Here is a 16,003-nt window from a genome sequence, read left to right on the forward strand (position 1 = left end):
CGAGGGGGGAGTTCGTCACGCTTCAGCGCTATGCTTCGGGGGGCCGTTAAGCAATAGCGCCAGAATGATAATGCCGCCCCCCAGGGCCAGTCGGAACAAATCCGCATCACGATTCCAGATCAGCACATTGACCAGGATCCCGGCTGGGATAAGAAGGTTATTCATCACTGCCAGAGTACCCACATTGACCATTGTGGCCCCTTTGTTCCATGCAAAATACCCCAGCCCGGACGCGATAAGCCCCAGATACACCAATATCCCCCATTGCATCGAGGTTTGGGGCAAAGCGGCACGGTCACCAAAGAGCCCATAACAGATCACCGCGACCAACAGCGCCCCGATAAAAAACCAGCCAAACACCTGATGCTGCGACTGTATCTGGTTATCTTTAATCAACCTTTTATAAAAGACCTGTCCACTGGCAAAGCAAAGGTTCGCCCCCTGCACAATGACAAAGCCCTGAATAAAACCGGCATCGATGCCATCATAACGGATGGCTGCCGCGCCGATGATGGCCAGCAGGGCTGCGGCCAGAAAACGGGGGTGAAAACGGTGACTCAATCCATCGTTCAACAGCGTAATGTACAATGGCGTCATCACCGTGAATAACAGCACCTCCGGTACGCTAAGGTACAAAAAGCTGTGATAATAAAAGCTGTACATCAAGCCCAGCTGCACAGCGCCGATGGCCATAAGTTGTCCTGCCAGCCTCAATGGCATTCCCCGCAGGCGCAAAAACGGCAGAAACAGGCACGTGGCCAGCGCAATCCGGGTCAGCACTGAGAACCATGCATCTACCTGGCCGGCCAGATACACGCCAATCAAGCTAAAGGAAAATGCCCACAGCAACGTGGTGGCAAGCAAGTAGATCATACTGAAATGTTAGTCAGGTGATGTAAAAAATACGCTGAGGTTACCGTTGTGAAGAACACTTTGCCAGTGGCTTTAGTGTATACTTGCCACAAATCATTATGCCGGGTTATATCTTGCTATTTACCGATCTTCCCATTGATCAGCGATTGCTGCACAAACTTGAACAAAAAGGCTTTACTCAGACTACGGATATCCAGGCCCAGGCCCTACCCCATGGTCTGTTAGGTAAAGATCTCATTGCCTCCTCCAAAACCGGCTCCGGGAAAACCCTAGCCTACCTTGTCCCGGCCATTAACCGGGTATTACGTACAAAAGCACTGAGCAAAAAAGACCCTCGCGTGCTGATCCTAGCCCCCACCCGGGAACTGGCAAAACAGGTATTCCTGCAGCTTAAAGCGTTGTTGGAGGGCACCCCCAATAAATCGGTGCTGATTCTTGGCGGTGAGAACTTCAATGATCAGGTCAAAGCACTCAGACGTTACCCACAGTTTGTAGTGGGTACGGCCGGGCGTATTGCAGACCACCTGATGGATAAATCGCTGTTTCTGGATGGACTGGAAATGCTGATCCTGGACGAAGCCGATCGCATGCTTGATCTGGGTTTTGCCGCACAACTCAAGCAAATTGATGCCGCTGCCAGCCACCGTAAGCGCCAGAGTATGATGTTTTCCGCCACGCTGGATAATGCAGAGTTGCATTATCTTACCGCCACACTGCTAAAAGATCCCAAGCGCATCAGTATCGGCAGTGCCGGTGAAGAGCATGTGGACATTAGTCAGCGTTTTATTCTAGCGGATCACATTGAGCATAAAGAAGCACTCCTTAAACACCTCCTTGCCCAGCAGGATTATCAGCAGGTCATTCTGTTTACCGCCACCCGTGATGATACTGATCGTCTTGCCCGTCTGATGACTGACTGGGGGCTGAGCAGTGTTGCCCTCTCAGGAGAACTGAGCCAGTCGCAACGAAGCAATATCATGAATGCATTTGGCCGAGGCCAGCATCAGATTCTGGTGACAACCGACGTCGCTTCCAGAGGGCTCGATTTACTCAAGGTGTCGCTGGTCATCAACTTTGACCTGCCCAAGCAGGCAGAGGAATATGTGCATCGAATTGGCAGAACGGGACGAGCCGGTAATCAGGGACATGCCATTTCGCTGGTAGGACCGAAAGACTGGAACAGTTTTGTCGCCATTAAAGCGCTGCTCGAACAAGAAATCGAATTTACAAGCCTGGCCGGCCTGGAAGGTAAATTTAAAGGTTTTCGCAAGCAAACGGGTAAGCCACATCAATCCCGACACCAGCAAGATGATGCCAAAGCAACGGACAAACCCCTGAAGCCACGCAAAAAACGGGTCAACACCATGGCCGGTGAAGAGGTGGGCGATAAGGTGCTGGTGCGTAAAAAGCCCAGACCAAAGGCTTCTGAAGCGTCCCCTGACGTTGAAGAAGAATAAAAAGGGGCTCTTCACCACCTTGGTGTGTTAAAGGAAGTACATCGCAAAGCCGATCACAAATACCATCAGCAGTGAAACCCCCACTGCTCTGGCGTGCTTTTTCCACAGTTCGGCAGCGGTGTCGCCGAATAACAAAACCAATAGCGCCAGGCCGTAGTAGCGGATCCCGCGGGACAGTGCCGATGCCAGTAAAAACAGCATCAAGGGGTAACCTGTGGCGCCTGCCCCAAGCATGGCAAACTGGAAAGGAACGGGCGTGATCCCCACCATAAAGATAGCAACAAACCCTTCTTCCTCAAGACTGGCAACGTACCGTTCGAATGACTCAGCACCACCGAGCGTGTTAATCAACCACTGCCCCAGGCTATCAAAGAGACTAACACCAACCCAATAGCCAAACAGCGCCCCCACCAGACACCCCAGCAATGCGACTGAACTGACTAACCAGATACGTTGGCGCTCAATCATCATGTAAGGGATCAACACCAGTTCAAGCGGAATGGGGATCAGAGTCGCTTCCAGTGACGATAGAAAAAACAATAATACCAGCGCATAGGGACTCTGACGCAAGCGCTCCAGCCAATAATCAGCAGCGCCCTTTCCGGCCATTTTGGATACAGCTTTCAATCTCAATACTCTCTGTTGGTATTATTGCGGGCCGTTGCAGACCAGACGTAACAGCTCATCACCTGTGATCCCAGGCTGGCGAATCCCCTGCTCCACTTCTTTAATCAATTGATGAATGACCTGGTTTGCAGTGCAGACCAGTCCAAGGCTCAAGGCCTCTTCAACAACAGCGCCGTTTAGAAAAGCGACTTCGGTTTTTCGGTTTTGATGTAAATCCCACCACATAGAAGTGCGAACCTGCGGATCAATCTCCAGCATTTTATTGGCTATGCGCACGAAAAGCCAATCAGGTAATTTCAGAACCCTGGGGACCCAGTGACCTGGCAAAGCCGTTAACCGGGGCAAATGCAGGCCTTTGGCCTTGACCACCGCCAGGAGCTCTTCCATCAGCGTCGCCAACACTTTGCGGTAACACCTTTGACGCAGCATGGACTGCACCGGAATATCGGCCAGGGCATTCACCGCATTGCCCAGGTTGAGTTGCAGCTTGGACCACTGTAGCTCTGTCATGGCATCGCTGAATTCCACACTGAGTAGCTTACAATTGAGTTGCGCGCCCCACTGCGCCATCGAAGCACAGCGCGCATCTTTTTCCAGTACTAGGCTACCCTGAGAGCCACAATGCAGCGTCCCCTGAGAGGTCTGTGTGACATTAAATCCGACCACGCCCCTTAGCACTCTGTTGTTGGGAAACGCTTCACGCACCAAGGCGTCAGCTCCCAAACCATTCTGACAACACAGGATACAGGTAGCAGGCCTTATAAGCGGTGCCATATCCCGAATTGCCTGCTCTATACTGGTGCACTTCACGGTCAGCCACAGTACATCTGTCGGAGGAATTGCCTGTGCGTTCTGTGAGTCGAACCACTTGAGTGTAACTGGCCCCAGCGTGCCTCCCTGATAATGGCTCAGACGAATTTCCTGCTCAGTCTTTACTGATGCCTTTGCACGCCCCACCAAACAGACATTCAGTCCCTGAGATGCCATCACGGCACCCACATAGCGACCGATAAGGCCAGCGCCAAAAATAATATGCTGCATCTTATCACTCCTTTAATATGTGGCCCGTTCTGACAGCGATTAAGGCCGGGGCAGCCAATAAAAAGGCTCCTCTGTGAGGCACACATCGCTGATATGTTGTGACTGACATGCACACAGCAGACAGGGGTGCATATGTATTTGTAAGCTTACCTTGCCTGAGGCGGAACAGGCTATTAAAAAGCAGGATTTATATTCAGTCTCTGAGGTAGAATAGCCTGCTAATAATGACAACGGGAAACGTCTTTATGCATGTATTTTGTCACCGTACTTTGGTGCTTAGCAGTCTGCTGCTCATACTCATCACAGGATGTGCTGCTAACACGTCGCCGTCTACACAACCCGTCTCTATCACTATTTTGCATACCAATGATCATCACGGGCGGTTCTGGCGAAATGATGCCGGTGAGTACGGGCTGGCAGCCCGAAAAACCCTGATAGACGGGATTCGGGAGGAAGTAGAAGGCAAAGGTGGCGTTGTACTGTTGCTCTCTGGCGGTGATATCAATACCGGTGTGCCGGAATCAGATTTACAGCAGGCAGAGCCAGATTTTAAAGGCATGCGCTTGCTCGGCTACGATGCCATGGCACTGGGTAATCACGAATTCGACAACCCGCTCAGTGTATTAGACAGACAACACACCTGGGCGGGCTTTCCCCTGCTCTCTGCCAACATCTATGATCGCAATACCCAGCATCGGCGATATCAGCCCTACGCTGTGCTTAAACGCCAGGGATTAACGATTGTCGTGATTGGCCTGACAACCGAAGATACGGAAAAAGTCGGCAATCCCGAGTACATCAAAGAGCTGGAGTTTCGCGATGCAGCGGCTGAGGCCAAAGCACTGATTGCTGATGTCCGCCGTCGTTATGCCGTTGACATGGTGATCGCGGTAACTCACATGGGCCACTATGATAATGGCGAGTCCGGTATCAATGCGCCTGGCGATGTAACACTGGCCAGAGCCCAGGTCCCAGGCAGTCTGGATATGATTATCGGTGGCCATTCTCAGGAGCCGGTATGCATGCTCAGCGCCCATATCAATCAACAGGCATATTCACCGGGCCAGCCTTGCCAGCCTGACTACCAAAACGGTACCTGGATTATGCAGGCCCATGAGTGGGGAAAATATGTTGGCCGGGCAGATTTCATCCTGCGTAACGGCGAGCTTGAACTGCAAGAGTATCAGCTGATACCGGTCAATCTGAGGAATCAGCCGGCTGCCATGCCCCCTCTCAACGAAGATGCGCAAATGCTTGCGTTGCTGCAACCCTTTCAGCAAATGGGGGCGCAAAAGCTGAATGTCAAAATTGCTGAACTGAACGGCAGGCTGGAGGGCGATCGCAGTGAAGTCAGGTTCAGACAAACCAATCTCGGCAGGTTGATTGCCGCCGCACAAATGCACAAAACCCATTCCGATTTCGGCCTTATCAGTGGTGGTGGTGTCCGTGATTCTATTAATCCGGGTGATGTCACCTACAAAGACGTACTCCGCGTGCAACCCTTTGGTAATACCGTCGGCTATGTACAAATGTCCGGACAGGAAGTGCTGGACTACCTTTCTCAGGTGGCCACCAAGCCAACAGACTCGGGCGCGTATGCCCAGTTTTATAATTTGTCTTTCAGACTGGTAAAGGGTCGGCTTGAGGATGTGAAAATTGGCGGTTCTCCCCTTCAACCACAGAGTCAGTATCGCTTTTCTCTGGCAGCTTTTTATGCCTCAGGTGGTGACGGGTATCCCAGGTTGACCGACCACCCTGGATACGTAGACACCGGCTTTGTGGATGCAGAGGTGCTGCGGCTGTATATGCAGCAGAACAGCCCTATCGATGCCAGCGATTACGCCCCCTCCGGAGAGATCATCAACGCCGGATAAAAAATAAGGTAATTCTGATAAATCTGGACTAGCTTTAGCACAGGCCAAACTCAGCAAGGAGCTCGCTATGCCTGTCCAGTTTCGTAATCTCGTGTTTGAAGGCGGTGGTGTTAAAGGTATTGCCTATATCGGTGCCATGCAGACTCTGGAGCAACGTCAGCAACTAAAGAGCATTCGCCGGGTCGGAGGTACCAGTGCTGGCGCCATCAATGCGCTGATTTTTGCCCTGGGTTTTGATATCCCCCGCCAGTTACAGATCCTGCGCTCAACCGACTTTGCCGCCTTTATGGATGATTCTTTTGGTGTGATCCGTGATATTCGGCGTCTGGCTAAAGATTTTGGCTGGCACAAAGGCGATTATTTTTCCACCTGGCTGGCCTCACTGGTAAAAGAAAAACTTGGCAATGAAAAAGCCACATTTCGCGATCTCAAAAATTCCGGTCTCAGAGATCTGTACGTCACCGGTACCAATCTTTCCACCGGTTATGGAGAGGTGTTTTCCTTTGAACGCCACGCTGATATGCCGCTGGTGCAGGCGATTCGTATCAGCATGTCAATACCCCTGTTCTTTGCCGCGATGCGTCTGGGCCGTTTTGACGATGTTTATGTGGATGGTGGGGTTATGCGTAACTATCCGATAAAACTGTTTGACCGCGATAAGTACATCGATATTCAGGAACAACAGGCCATACGACAAACCGAGTATTACAACCAGGAGAATGCCCGCTTCCTGCTCAACCAGCCTGGCCGTAGCCCCTATGTCTATAATCGCCAGACCCTGGGTTTAAGGCTGGATACCGCCGAAGAAATTGCGCTGTATCGATACAATCAGGCGCCAAAGAGTAAACCCATAAAAAACTTTACCGACTATGCCAAAGCGCTGCTATCGGCCATGTTACTGGTGCAGGAAAATCAGCATTTGCATGGCGATGACTGGCAGCGCACCGTGTATATCAACACCCTTGATGTCAACACGACCGATTTCGATCTTTCTGAGGAAAAGAAAAATGCCCTGCTTGAGCAAGGCATTAAGGGCGCGGAGGCCTATTTTCAGTGGTTTGAAGACCCGGCAAATCAGCCGGTCAATCGGTTGTAGTTAAAGGACAACCCGTATTCAGGACTTTTTCAGATAGTCCGCCACTAATACTATACGAACCCCGTTAACCTTGCCTTCCACGTGTTTGGGGTTATCAGTGAGACTGATGCCGCGCACAGCTGTACCACGTTTGGCGGTAAAACCTGCGCCTTTTACATCCAGGTCTTTAATTAACGTCACATTGTCGCCCGTAGCCAGAGCCGCACCATTACTGTCCAGCGTTGGCTCACGATCAGAGTCATCACCCGCCTGCGCCCACACCAGCACATCAGGCTCAAGATACAGCATATCCAATAAATCCTGCGCCCATATTTCTGCTGACAGGCGCTTCAACATGCGCCAGGCTGCCACCTGCACAGCAGGAACCTGTGACCACATGGTGTCATTCAGACAACGCCAATGATTGGGCTCAAGCTCTACCTCGTTGGAAAACTGCTGACGGCATTCTGAGCACATCAGTACATGGTTATCCAGACCAGGCTGTTCAGCTGGCGGTACGGCTACCGGAGCCAGTCCGTCAGGGCTGTTACACAGCTCGCATTTATCCCCTGCTCGCTCACTCAGGGCCGGTTGTAAAGACATGCACTATTCCATGGGTCAGTAAAAGGTCGATTATAGCCTGAAACCAAAAGGAAAAACGGATGAAAAAGCAGCATTTGACCGGCTCAGATCACCCTATTCATTGCCACTTGGGTTACTATTGTTGGCGTAACCACAACAACCCCACTGAAGTTAAGGATTGAGTATGTGTGCATCATCGCAGAGCCCACAACTGCAGGTAGCGATCCGATTGCCGGATTGGATTCATGAGATTGCAGACTGGCAAGGTGTCTACCACAGTGATGAAGAAAAAATGGCGTTGGCGATTACATTGGCGGACGAAAACGTGAAACGCCAGACCGGTGGCCCGTTTGGCTCGGCCATTTTCGATATGGACAGTGGAAAGCTACTTGGGGTGGGCGTCAATCAGGTCGTAGCGCAAAATAACTCAACCCTGCACGGTGAAGTGACTGCCATTATGCTGAGCCAGAAGCGAATTGAGAATTTCACCCTCGGTGCACAAGGCGCCAGGCGAGAGCTGTTTACCTCCTGCGAGCCCTGTGCCATGTGCATGGGAGCAACTCTATGGAGTGGTGTGAAACGCCTGGTGTGCGCCGCTACCGGTGAAGATGCACGGGCCATTGGCTTTGACGAAGGGCCGGTATTTGAACAATCCTATGCGTATCTTAAAAAAGCGGGGCTGGACGTGGTGCGGGAGCTGATGCGCGAACAAGGCAGACAAGTGTTGCAGGATTACCGACTAAATGGCGGAGAGATCTATAACGGCTAGCTAACAGCATCCCCCGCCAGGACAAAAAAAGCTCACCGAAGTGAGCTTTTTCAGGTTTATTGACAGGTTAGCTTCTGCGGCGCTGCGCAAACAATCCAGCCAGTCCCAGACCAAAGGTCATCCACATCGCTGGCTCAGGAATATCTGCCGCGGTAAAGGTTACATTTGGCGTAACATTACTGTAGACACCATAGGTGTCACTGTATTGCTGAAGTCCCAGCTGATAAGACGCCATGTCCAGACGCTGAACTTCCAGCGTATTGATATCCGCACCAAATTCTGACACCCAGTCACCAAAGATAAAATCGAATTCGTTATTGCTGCCGATCTGGGCTTGTGCCAGAGATTCATCTTCGCTTTGTTCAGAGTTGGTTAACTGCCCGGCCATATTCCAATTAGTACCGCCGTTATTGTTAAGCACGGAAATGGTGTAGATAAAACGCTCAGAAACGTCCACTGAAGGCAGCATGATATCCACAAAAGTTCTTACCGGACCACCCTCGCCGCCAGCCAGGAAATGTGTCGATGTCTGGCTGAAGATCAAATCACCTAATGCCGGAAACCCTTGTGAGAGATCCACATTGTAAAACTCAACCTGAATATCGGCATCGTAATCACTGCCATAGTTAGAGGTATCCCAGGTCATGCCTGTCAGGGTTGCGGCACCACCCGCCAGTGAAATATCATCGCCCATGGTAGTGGATGTACCCGCACAGGTTGGGCAATATCCACCCACGACATTTTCCGGCGCCTGATAAACCACGGTAGCACTGGCCATGCCCGCCGCAGTCAATGCGGATACAGCAACCGCAGTCTTGATCACATTCTTAAGCATTGTTATCCCTCTTGTTTAAAAAGATATATCAGCGTGACGTCATGCTGTTAGAGTCCGCACTGTTGCCACAATAATGTATGTAAGCACTTTCAATGCCAAAATATATTATCTATATTTATCAATATGTTAACCGTCATATCGGGAAATGCGATGTAAATTTTTAGAACAATAGGTTTTTACGATATGTTAAGCAGAAAGTCGAACCCCAAGAAAAAAGCCCGGACTAGTGCCGGGCAAACAGGGTTAGACAAAAGAAAGCAGGCGTGATGGTTAAAATTAGCCTTCCTTTAGGCTGCTTCACTGCCCTGTTCAGGTGCCGATGACCGCATCAGGTAGTCAAACGCTCCTAATGCCGCTGTTGCACCGCTCCCCATGGCGATAATGATCTGCTTGAAGGGCACCTCGGTGGCATCACCTGCAGCAAATACCCCTTTAATATTGGTCTCGCCATTGGGTTTGGTGATAATCTCGCCACGGGAGGTCATCGCCACGCCACTGTCTTTGAGCCATTCGGTATTGGGTACCAGACCAATCTGTACAAAGATCCCGGCCAGTTCCACCTGTTTGGATTCACCACTTTTACGGTCTGTGTAAGTGAGACCAGTAACCTTTTTGCCATCGCCATTAACTTCAGTGGTCTGGGCATCGGTAATAATCTCGATATTAGGCATTGAACGGGCCTTGCGTTGCAGTACGTCATCTGCTCGCAGTTTGCTGTCAAATTCCAACACAGTAACCTGTTCGACAATATTAGCCAGATCAATAGCCGCTTCGATACCCGAATTGCCGCCACCTATTACCGCCACCTTTTTTCCTTTGTACAAAGGCCCGTCACAGTGCGGGCAATAGGCCACACCGGCACCGCGGTATTCACGTTCACCGGGCACATTCATTTCGCGCCAGCGGGCACCGGTGGCCAGCACGATACTTTTTGATTTCAGTACCGCACCGTTTTCCAGCGTAATCTCAAGCATATTGCCTTCGCGCAGGCTGGTAACCCGCTGGTTATTCATAATATCCACGTCGTAATCACGCACATGCTCTTCGAGACTGGCCACCAGTTTTGGACCTTCTGTGGCTTTTACCGAGATAAAGTTTTCAATCCCAACAGTGTCAGCTACCTGGCCGCCGAAACGGTCAGTTACCAGGCCGGTGCGGATACCTTTTCGGGCCGAGTATATGGCCGAGGACGCCCCTGCCGGACCGGCGCCTATCACCAGCATATCGAAAGCCGCTTTACTGGAAAGTGCAGCAGCCTGTTTTTCAGCCGCGCCGTCATCCACTTTATTCAGGATCTTCTCCAGGGTGATGGCACCTTGTGAGAACGGTTGGCCATTGAGGAAAACCGAAGGAACAGCCATAACATCCCGCTCATTCACTTCATCCTGAAATAACGAGCCATCGATCATCACGTTGGTGATATTGGGATTCACTGCCGCCATCACATTCAGCGCCTGCACCACGCCCGGGCAGGTCTGGCAACTGAGTGACACATAGGTTTCAAAACGGTATTCACCGGGCAGATTTTTGATCTGCTCAAGGATTTCGGCTTCCTGCTTAATCGGATGACCGCCAGTGTGCAACAGCGCCAGTACCAGTGAGGTAAATTCGTGGCCCATGGGCAAGCCGGAGAAAATAATATTACTGCCCGTGTCGGGGCTGCTTACCTTCATACTGGGAATACGCAGCTCACTATCATTGCTTTGCTTAACACTGACCAGTTCAGAGAGCTCACTGATATCAGTCGCCAGGCTCAGTAGTTCCTGAGACTTTTTACTCTGGTCTGCGGCAACCGTCAGTTCAACGGGCCGTTTCAGATTGGCCAGATAAGTTTTTAAATCGCTTTTTACTTTGTTGTCTAACATGGTGACCTCAGACGAAATGTATTTTTTACAGGCAACACAAAACCAGGGCCGGGCGTACCGGCCTTGATTTTACCTGCGCTTATTGTGGATCTGCTGACAAGCGTCTGACCAAAGTCTGGTCGCAGATCCAATCAGAGTCTTGCGGGTTTAGATCTTGCCGACCAGGTCCAGTGATGGAGACAGGGTTTCTTCACCTGGCTGCCATTTAGCAGGACAGACTTCCCCGTCGTGGCTGGCAACATACTGAGCAGCCTGTACTTTGCGGAATAGCTCGGCAGCGCTGCGACCAATACCCAAATCGTGGATTTCCGCCACTTTGATTTCCCCTTCCGGGTTGATCACAAAGGTGCCACGCAAGGCCAGACCGTCTTCTTCGATCATGACACCAAAATTACGTGAAATACGACCTGTGGGGTCACCGATCATCGGGAATTTGATTTTGCCAATGGTTTCAGACGTATCGTGCCACGCCTTGTGTGTGAAATGCGTGTCAGTGGACACAGAATACACTTCCACACCCATGTCTTTGAGTCTGTCGTAGTAATCGGCCAGATCGCCCAGCTCAGTTGGACAAACGAAGGTAAAGTCAGCTGGGTAAAACATCACTACAGCCCATTTGCCTAACACGTCCTTTTCAGACAGCTCAACAAATTCACCATTGTGGTAAGCCGTCGCATTGAAGGGTTGGATCTTGGTGTTGATTAACGATTGTGTCATGAAGTGTTTCTCCTTGATTAAAAGTGGTTTGCCTTTAAGACGAGGAGAAGTTTAGACAATTGAGGTAAATCTTTATAATTGATTGGTCTGATTGTTGTGATTTGAAAATACGATTAGATGTCGGCTAACTCTGATAAAAAAGCAAGAATAACCACAGAGGCACGAAGGACACAGAGAATCACTATTTAAGTAGTCATTTGTCAGCTATCAGGTGTCAGGTGTCAGTTTCCGCAGGCTGAAAGCTACTAGCTTAGATTTTCTTTTGCCCCTGCGATCTCAGCACAGCTTCGAGATGTCAGGCTTTCATTCGTTTATTCTTGATGAGGCACAAAGACAATGGAATGACAGACCGTCATGCCCGAATGCCGTTATCGCGCATCCAGCGACCTTTGTGAAAGGCGAAAATAACCACAGAGGCACACAGAACACAGAGAATCACCATTTACGTAGTCGGTTGTCAGCTATCAGGTGTCAGGTTCTGAAGGCTGAAAACGGCTAACTGAAAACTTTTCTGGCTCAGCGTCCTCTGCGACTGCGCGGTGAAATATTTCTTTTCGCGCTTTTCATGAGGTTGGTGGTAAAGCATCAGGCCGAGGCGCTGGGCCTGGCGCTGACCGCCTGATGCCAGCGCTTTAGATGGGTTTGTTCTTCGTCAATACGAATTTTCACGACCCGGGCAAAATCAATGGCACACAGGGCGGTAATATCGGCAATAGAAAAACGCTCTCCGGCAATAAACTCACTATCTGCCAGACGCTTATCCAGTATTTTCAAAAAAGCCAAAGCATTCTTGCCGGCCTCTTCGCCAAATTCCGGCACTGGTTTCATTCGGTCTTTAAAATAGCCGCTGGTATGCTGGAAACATAACCCCACCTGCATGAACAGACCAAATTCTACCTGGCGTTGCCACATCTCGGTACGGGCCTGCTCCAGTGTTGAGGTCCCCATTAATGGTGGCTCAGGTTGGAGCAACTCAAAATAGCGGCAAATGGCCACAGATTCACTGATACATTCACCATCATCCAGTTCCAGAATCGGCACTTTTGCCATAGGGTTTCTCGCCCGCATTTGAGGTGACAGGTTTTCCCCTGCCCCGAGATCCACCTGCACATAGTCCATCGGGATCTGCTTTTCCGCCAAAAAGATCCTGACCCGACGCGGTCCGGGTGCGCTTTTCGTATCATAGATTTTCATGAGGAGGCCTTATCCTGTTCGGGTTGAGTGCGTTGCAATACTTCTGCAAGAGTATGAGGCTGATCCGTTCCCAACCGAATCCTGGTACCATCCACAAGATGCAGCTCGACTGCAGACAAGCCCGAAACATTGTATAACCAGCCTGAGGGCGTAAGACGAATGCCCCAACCATACCACCAACGGTTAGTCACAGCTGATGCGCTGTGCAACTGGCTCAATGATAACGATTTTTTCCAGAATCCCGGACCAAAGAACCAACGTAGTTGCATGTCATCCACCTCGATGGTCATAGACCAGAATAACCAGGCCACCAACAAAAGAGGAGTCACCACCATCACCACGACCGCCAAACCGAACTCCCGAAATACCACTGCCAGGATCAGAGTCAGTGGCAAAACAATACTCAGAATAGTTTTAGCTGGTTGTCGGTGTTGATATTGCATAAGCCCGTCTCATCGTGATTGTCTTATCCACTATAAGCATTTCTGCCTAAAAACCAATCACCAACGACGTATTTTGTGGCCTACAAAAGCGTAAAACAAAATATATGCATAACAAGGCAATAGCATCAGATAGGCAAACATAGGTAAGTTTTTTGTGCACTAATAGCGAAAATATGCTGAGGGCCTAAAGCATTGCAATTGCTCAGGGTTGGGCCTAGCATGGGGAAACTATCGATAAATTAGAAACATCCATGTATCGGCCAAAAACAACCCTTGAGCAATGGCGCATACTGCAGGCAGTAGTGGATTATGGCGGTTATGCTCATGCAGCCAGCCAGCTGAACAAGAGCCAATCGTCCTTAAACCATGCAGTGGCCAAACTACAGAACCAGTTGGGCGTTCAGCTGCTCGAGGTGAGAGGCCGCAAAGCCTACCTTACCGAAGCCGGTGAGGTGATGCTGCGACGCTCCAGGCACCTGACCCAAAATGTGCAGGATCTGGAAGTTTTGGCAGAGAGCATTAATCAGGACTGGGAGCCAGAAATTACCCTTGCCGTTGATTTAGCCTATCCCAAAGAACAATTATATCCGGTACTCAAAGAGTTCTACCCAGACAGTCGCGGAAGTCGTCTGAAAATACTGGATACGGTGCTCACCGGTACCGAAGAAGCCATTACGCAGGGGTGGGCCGATATTGTGCTGACGGGCCAGGTACCTAAAGGCTATCTGGGTGAACCCATTGCAGAAACCCAGTTTATCGTCGTGTGTCACCCACAACACCCATTGGCAGCAATGCCCTCTCCCATCGATCCCAATGAGTTAATGCATCATCTGCAACTGGTGATAAAAGACACCTCACAGTCACCCGATGAGAAACAGGGTTGGCTGAAATCAGAGCTACGGTGGACCGTCAGTCAGTTCGCTACTGCCATTGATTTGATGGGCCAGGGCCTCGGTTTCTGTTGGTTACCCGAACATGTGGTGTGCCAGGAACTAGGCAAGGGATCACTGGTAAAACTTGACGTTAAAGGCAGCAGTTTCAGAAAGCTGGTAATGTGGATGGTTCATCCCCGCCCCGATACGCTTGGGCCTGGAAGCCAGCTGCTGAGTGACTGTATACTCACCCATCGGCAGATACAACATACTCATCAAACGACAGAGGAACCACCATGCACATGACACGGGAAGAACTTGAAAACCTGATGGCCGATAGCGCCCATAATGCCATTGTGGCGACCCGGGAAGAGTTTGGTATTGAACTGGACAACAGTGTTGAGAGTATCGCCATGGTGGATGAGGTCATCCTTAAGTGGCTGCAGAGGTACAAGGATCAAAGTCTGGAAAACAATGCCGTATTTACCCTGTGCAACCTTTACGGCGCCTATGTCGGTGAGATTTTCAGAAAACGGGTGGGCGGCCACTGGCACTATGACCAGAGTAATCCGGATACACCCTATGTAGTGCTTGAATACGCGGGCCACACCTATGCATTTGCGGGTATTTGCTACCAGCGCCTGGTGAATGACAGCCAGATCAGCGTTAAAAATTACTTTGAGCAGGCGTTAGAGAACAATGCCCAATAGATGTGAATAAACGCCTCATAAGCTTGCCCTGGCAGCTGCTAACGACGGGTTACTACTCGCGGTGAAGGTTTTCGGACTACACTCAACAGACAGGGCAATCATGACATGCAGCAATGAGTGGTTTTGTCACAACCTTTTGTCGTTTCAGCGGGCTGCGCAGGCGCATAGCCTGTGCTGGCCTATGCGTTCTGAGCACACTCTGTTTGGCGGCAGACAACGTCCGCTACGTCGATGTCAATCACATCCTGGGTACCCGCAATAACAGTTACTTTCCTGAACTTTTGAACCTGGCCCTGAGCAAAACGCAGCAGGAATATGGGTCTTATAAACTTGAAGCGGTCACGGCTCCCATTACCCAGAACAGACAGTTCAAAGAAATCGACAAAGGCACGGTAGATGTATTCTGGACCATGACCACCACGGCCAGAGAACAACAAGCCATAGCCGTACCGGTGCCACTGATGAAAGGCCTCTATGGTATGCGCCTGCTGGCCATAAATCGACATGACCAGAGCGTGTTTGACACCATCAAGGACCTCCCGGATTTTAACGGGTATATCGCATTACAAGGTGCAGACTGGCCTGATGTCACTATATTGCAGGCTGCGGGCCTGAAAGTCAGTACCGAGGTTGAGGAGAGATACCGCTACACTTTTTTACATCTCAACCAGGGGTTCTATTATCCTCGCGGATTGACAGAAATCTTCGCGGAGATGGAGCGCCATCCCCATGCAGACTTAAGCGTCGAGCGCAAACATTTGTTTGTGTATCCGGCGGCCATATATTTTTTCGTCAGTCATGCACGACCCAATTTGGCAGAGCGCCTCACCACTGGTTTGAACAAGGCCATTGCCGATGGCAGTTTTGACCGTGTTTTCTTTGATTTTGAGGGCCACCAAAGTTGGATTTCACAGGCCAGATTGTCACAACGCACGGTGCACTGGATGGATAACCCGCTGATCAGCGACATCCCGCAAAAAACGCGGATTCGTGCGCTGCAACAACAACTGCTCGATAGTGCTAACAGAGTGGATAACAGACCCTGAGCGACGGTTACTGCAATTGATCG

At 50.5% G+C, this 16,003-nt stretch carries 16 protein-coding genes; 7 read left to right on the forward strand and 9 right to left on the reverse strand.

Annotation, left to right across the window (positions count from 1 at the left end; genetic code table 11):
* Positions 1-15 precede the first annotated feature (15 nt).
* Positions 16-873 (reverse strand): carboxylate/amino acid/amine transporter, encoded by an 858-nt coding sequence (locus CCY32_RS02120; RefSeq protein ID WP_088328884.1) that lies wholly within the window; start codon positions 871-873, stop codon positions 16-18.
* Positions 874-986: 113 nt separating this feature from the next.
* Here CCY32_RS02120 and CCY32_RS02125 point away from each other — a divergent pair, with 113 nt between their 5' ends.
* Positions 987-2,330: a DEAD/DEAH box helicase gene (locus tag CCY32_RS02125; protein WP_088329231.1), complete on the forward strand. Its 1,344-nt coding sequence runs from the start codon at positions 987-989 to the stop codon at positions 2,328-2,330.
* Positions 2,331-2,357: 27 nt separating this feature from the next.
* Here the strand turns inward: CCY32_RS02125 and CCY32_RS02130 are convergent, their stop codons facing one another.
* Positions 2,358-2,957: a VTT domain-containing protein gene (locus tag CCY32_RS02130; protein WP_246840501.1), complete on the reverse strand. Its 600-nt coding sequence runs from the start codon at positions 2,955-2,957 to the stop codon at positions 2,358-2,360.
* A 21-nt stretch (positions 2,958-2,978) separates the two neighbouring features.
* Positions 2,979-3,998, reverse strand: a complete 1,020-nt coding sequence (locus tag CCY32_RS02135; RefSeq protein WP_088328888.1) for a 2-dehydropantoate 2-reductase — start codon at positions 3,996-3,998, stop codon at positions 2,979-2,981.
* Positions 3,999-4,243: 245 nt separating this feature from the next.
* Here CCY32_RS02135 and ushA point away from each other — a divergent pair, with 245 nt between their 5' ends.
* Together ushA and CCY32_RS02145 are read left to right on the forward strand one after the other, a co-directional pair.
* The gene (gene ushA / locus CCY32_RS02140) at positions 4,244-5,872 is read left to right on the forward strand and encodes a bifunctional UDP-sugar hydrolase/5'-nucleotidase UshA (RefSeq protein ID WP_088328890.1); all 1,629 of its coding nucleotides are present in this window, start codon (positions 4,244-4,246) and stop codon (positions 5,870-5,872) included.
* A 67-nt stretch (positions 5,873-5,939) separates the two neighbouring features.
* Positions 5,940-6,968 carry a patatin-like phospholipase family protein gene (locus CCY32_RS02145; protein ID WP_088328892.1) on the forward strand — a complete coding sequence of 343 codons (1,029 nt, stop codon included), beginning with the start codon at positions 5,940-5,942 and terminating at the stop codon, positions 6,966-6,968.
* An 18-nt stretch (positions 6,969-6,986) separates the two neighbouring features.
* Here CCY32_RS02145 and CCY32_RS02150 read toward each other — a convergent pair whose 3' ends face one another.
* Positions 6,987-7,550, reverse strand: coding sequence for an alkylphosphonate utilization protein (locus CCY32_RS02150; protein ID WP_088328894.1), 564 nt, complete (start codon positions 7,548-7,550; stop codon positions 6,987-6,989).
* Positions 7,551-7,713: 163 nt separating this feature from the next.
* On the opposite strand from CCY32_RS02150, the gene CCY32_RS02155 reads away from it, so the two are divergent.
* Positions 7,714-8,298: a nucleoside deaminase gene (locus CCY32_RS02155; RefSeq protein ID WP_088328896.1), complete on the forward strand. Its 585-nt coding sequence runs from the start codon at positions 7,714-7,716 to the stop codon at positions 8,296-8,298.
* A 67-nt stretch (positions 8,299-8,365) separates the two neighbouring features.
* Here CCY32_RS02155 and CCY32_RS02160 read toward each other — a convergent pair whose 3' ends face one another.
* The 5 genes from CCY32_RS02160 to CCY32_RS02180 form a co-directional block, all read right to left on the reverse strand.
* A complete protein-coding gene (locus CCY32_RS02160; protein WP_088328898.1) occupies positions 8,366-9,133 on the reverse strand; it encodes a PEP-CTERM sorting domain-containing protein in 768 nt (255 codons plus the stop codon).
* A 287-nt stretch (positions 9,134-9,420) separates the two neighbouring features.
* Complete coding sequence (gene ahpF, locus CCY32_RS02165) at positions 9,421-10,998, reverse strand: alkyl hydroperoxide reductase subunit F (protein WP_088328900.1); 1,578 nt, start codon at positions 10,996-10,998, stop codon at positions 9,421-9,423.
* Between the two features lie 147 nt (positions 10,999-11,145).
* Positions 11,146-11,715 (reverse strand): alkyl hydroperoxide reductase subunit C, encoded by a 570-nt coding sequence (gene ahpC / locus CCY32_RS02170; RefSeq protein ID WP_088328902.1) that lies wholly within the window; start codon positions 11,713-11,715, stop codon positions 11,146-11,148.
* A 585-nt stretch (positions 11,716-12,300) separates the two neighbouring features.
* A complete protein-coding gene (locus CCY32_RS02175) occupies positions 12,301-12,909 on the reverse strand; it encodes a glutathione S-transferase (protein ID WP_088328904.1) in 609 nt (202 codons plus the stop codon).
* Positions 12,906-13,352, reverse strand: coding sequence for a hypothetical protein (locus tag CCY32_RS02180; protein WP_088328906.1), 447 nt, complete (start codon positions 13,350-13,352; stop codon positions 12,906-12,908). Before CCY32_RS02180 ends, CCY32_RS02175 begins: the two co-directional genes overlap by 4 nt.
* Before the next feature lie 251 nt (positions 13,353-13,603).
* On the opposite strand from CCY32_RS02180, the gene CCY32_RS02185 reads away from it, so the two are divergent.
* The 3 genes from CCY32_RS02185 to CCY32_RS02195 all read left to right on the forward strand — a co-directional run bounded on the left by CCY32_RS02185 (position 13,604) and on the right by CCY32_RS02195 (position 15,980).
* Positions 13,604-14,530, forward strand: a complete 927-nt coding sequence (locus tag CCY32_RS02185; protein WP_088328908.1) for a LysR family transcriptional regulator — start codon at positions 13,604-13,606, stop codon at positions 14,528-14,530.
* The gene (locus CCY32_RS02190) at positions 14,521-14,934 is read left to right on the forward strand and encodes a hypothetical protein (protein WP_088328910.1); all 414 of its coding nucleotides are present in this window, start codon (positions 14,521-14,523) and stop codon (positions 14,932-14,934) included. Before CCY32_RS02185 ends, CCY32_RS02190 begins: the two co-directional genes overlap by 10 nt.
* Before the next feature lie 203 nt (positions 14,935-15,137).
* Positions 15,138-15,980, forward strand: coding sequence for a hypothetical protein (locus CCY32_RS02195; RefSeq protein ID WP_141096159.1), 843 nt, complete (start codon positions 15,138-15,140; stop codon positions 15,978-15,980).
* The last annotated feature ends 23 nt before the right edge of the window (positions 15,981-16,003 follow it).

This window comes from Lacimicrobium sp. SS2-24 (genome assembly GCF_002201535.1).
Lineage (GTDB): Bacteria > Pseudomonadota > Gammaproteobacteria > Enterobacterales > Alteromonadaceae > Lacimicrobium.

Coding starts and splice junctions, on each gene's coding strand:
- CCY32_RS02120 (WP_088328884.1), bottom strand. CDS start 873: ATGATCTACTTGCTTGCCACCACGTTGCTGTGGGCATTTTCCTTTAGC.
- ahpF (WP_088328900.1), bottom strand. CDS start 10,998: ATGTTAGACAACAAAGTAAAAAGCGATTTAAAAACTTATCTGGCCAAT.
- CCY32_RS02190 (WP_088328910.1), top strand. CDS start 14,521: ATGCACATGACACGGGAAGAACTTGAAAACCTGATGGCCGATAGCGCC.
- CCY32_RS02180 (WP_088328906.1), bottom strand. CDS start 13,352: ATGCAATATCAACACCGACAACCAGCTAAAACTATTCTGAGTATTGTT.
- ahpC (WP_088328902.1), bottom strand. CDS start 11,715: ATGACACAATCGTTAATCAACACCAAGATCCAACCCTTCAATGCGACG.
- CCY32_RS02150 (WP_088328894.1), bottom strand. CDS start 7,550: ATGTCTTTACAACCGGCCCTGAGTGAGCGAGCAGGGGATAAATGCGAG.
- CCY32_RS02185 (WP_088328908.1), top strand. CDS start 13,604: ATGTATCGGCCAAAAACAACCCTTGAGCAATGGCGCATACTGCAGGCA.
- CCY32_RS02155 (WP_088328896.1), top strand. CDS start 7,714: ATGTGTGCATCATCGCAGAGCCCACAACTGCAGGTAGCGATCCGATTG.
- CCY32_RS02135 (WP_088328888.1), bottom strand. CDS start 3,998: ATGCAGCATATTATTTTTGGCGCTGGCCTTATCGGTCGCTATGTGGGT.
- CCY32_RS02175 (WP_088328904.1), bottom strand. CDS start 12,909: ATGAAAATCTATGATACGAAAAGCGCACCCGGACCGCGTCGGGTCAGG.
- ushA (WP_088328890.1), top strand. CDS start 4,244: ATGCATGTATTTTGTCACCGTACTTTGGTGCTTAGCAGTCTGCTGCTC.
- CCY32_RS02145 (WP_088328892.1), top strand. CDS start 5,940: ATGCCTGTCCAGTTTCGTAATCTCGTGTTTGAAGGCGGTGGTGTTAAA.
- CCY32_RS02160 (WP_088328898.1), bottom strand. CDS start 9,133: ATGCTTAAGAATGTGATCAAGACTGCGGTTGCTGTATCCGCATTGACT.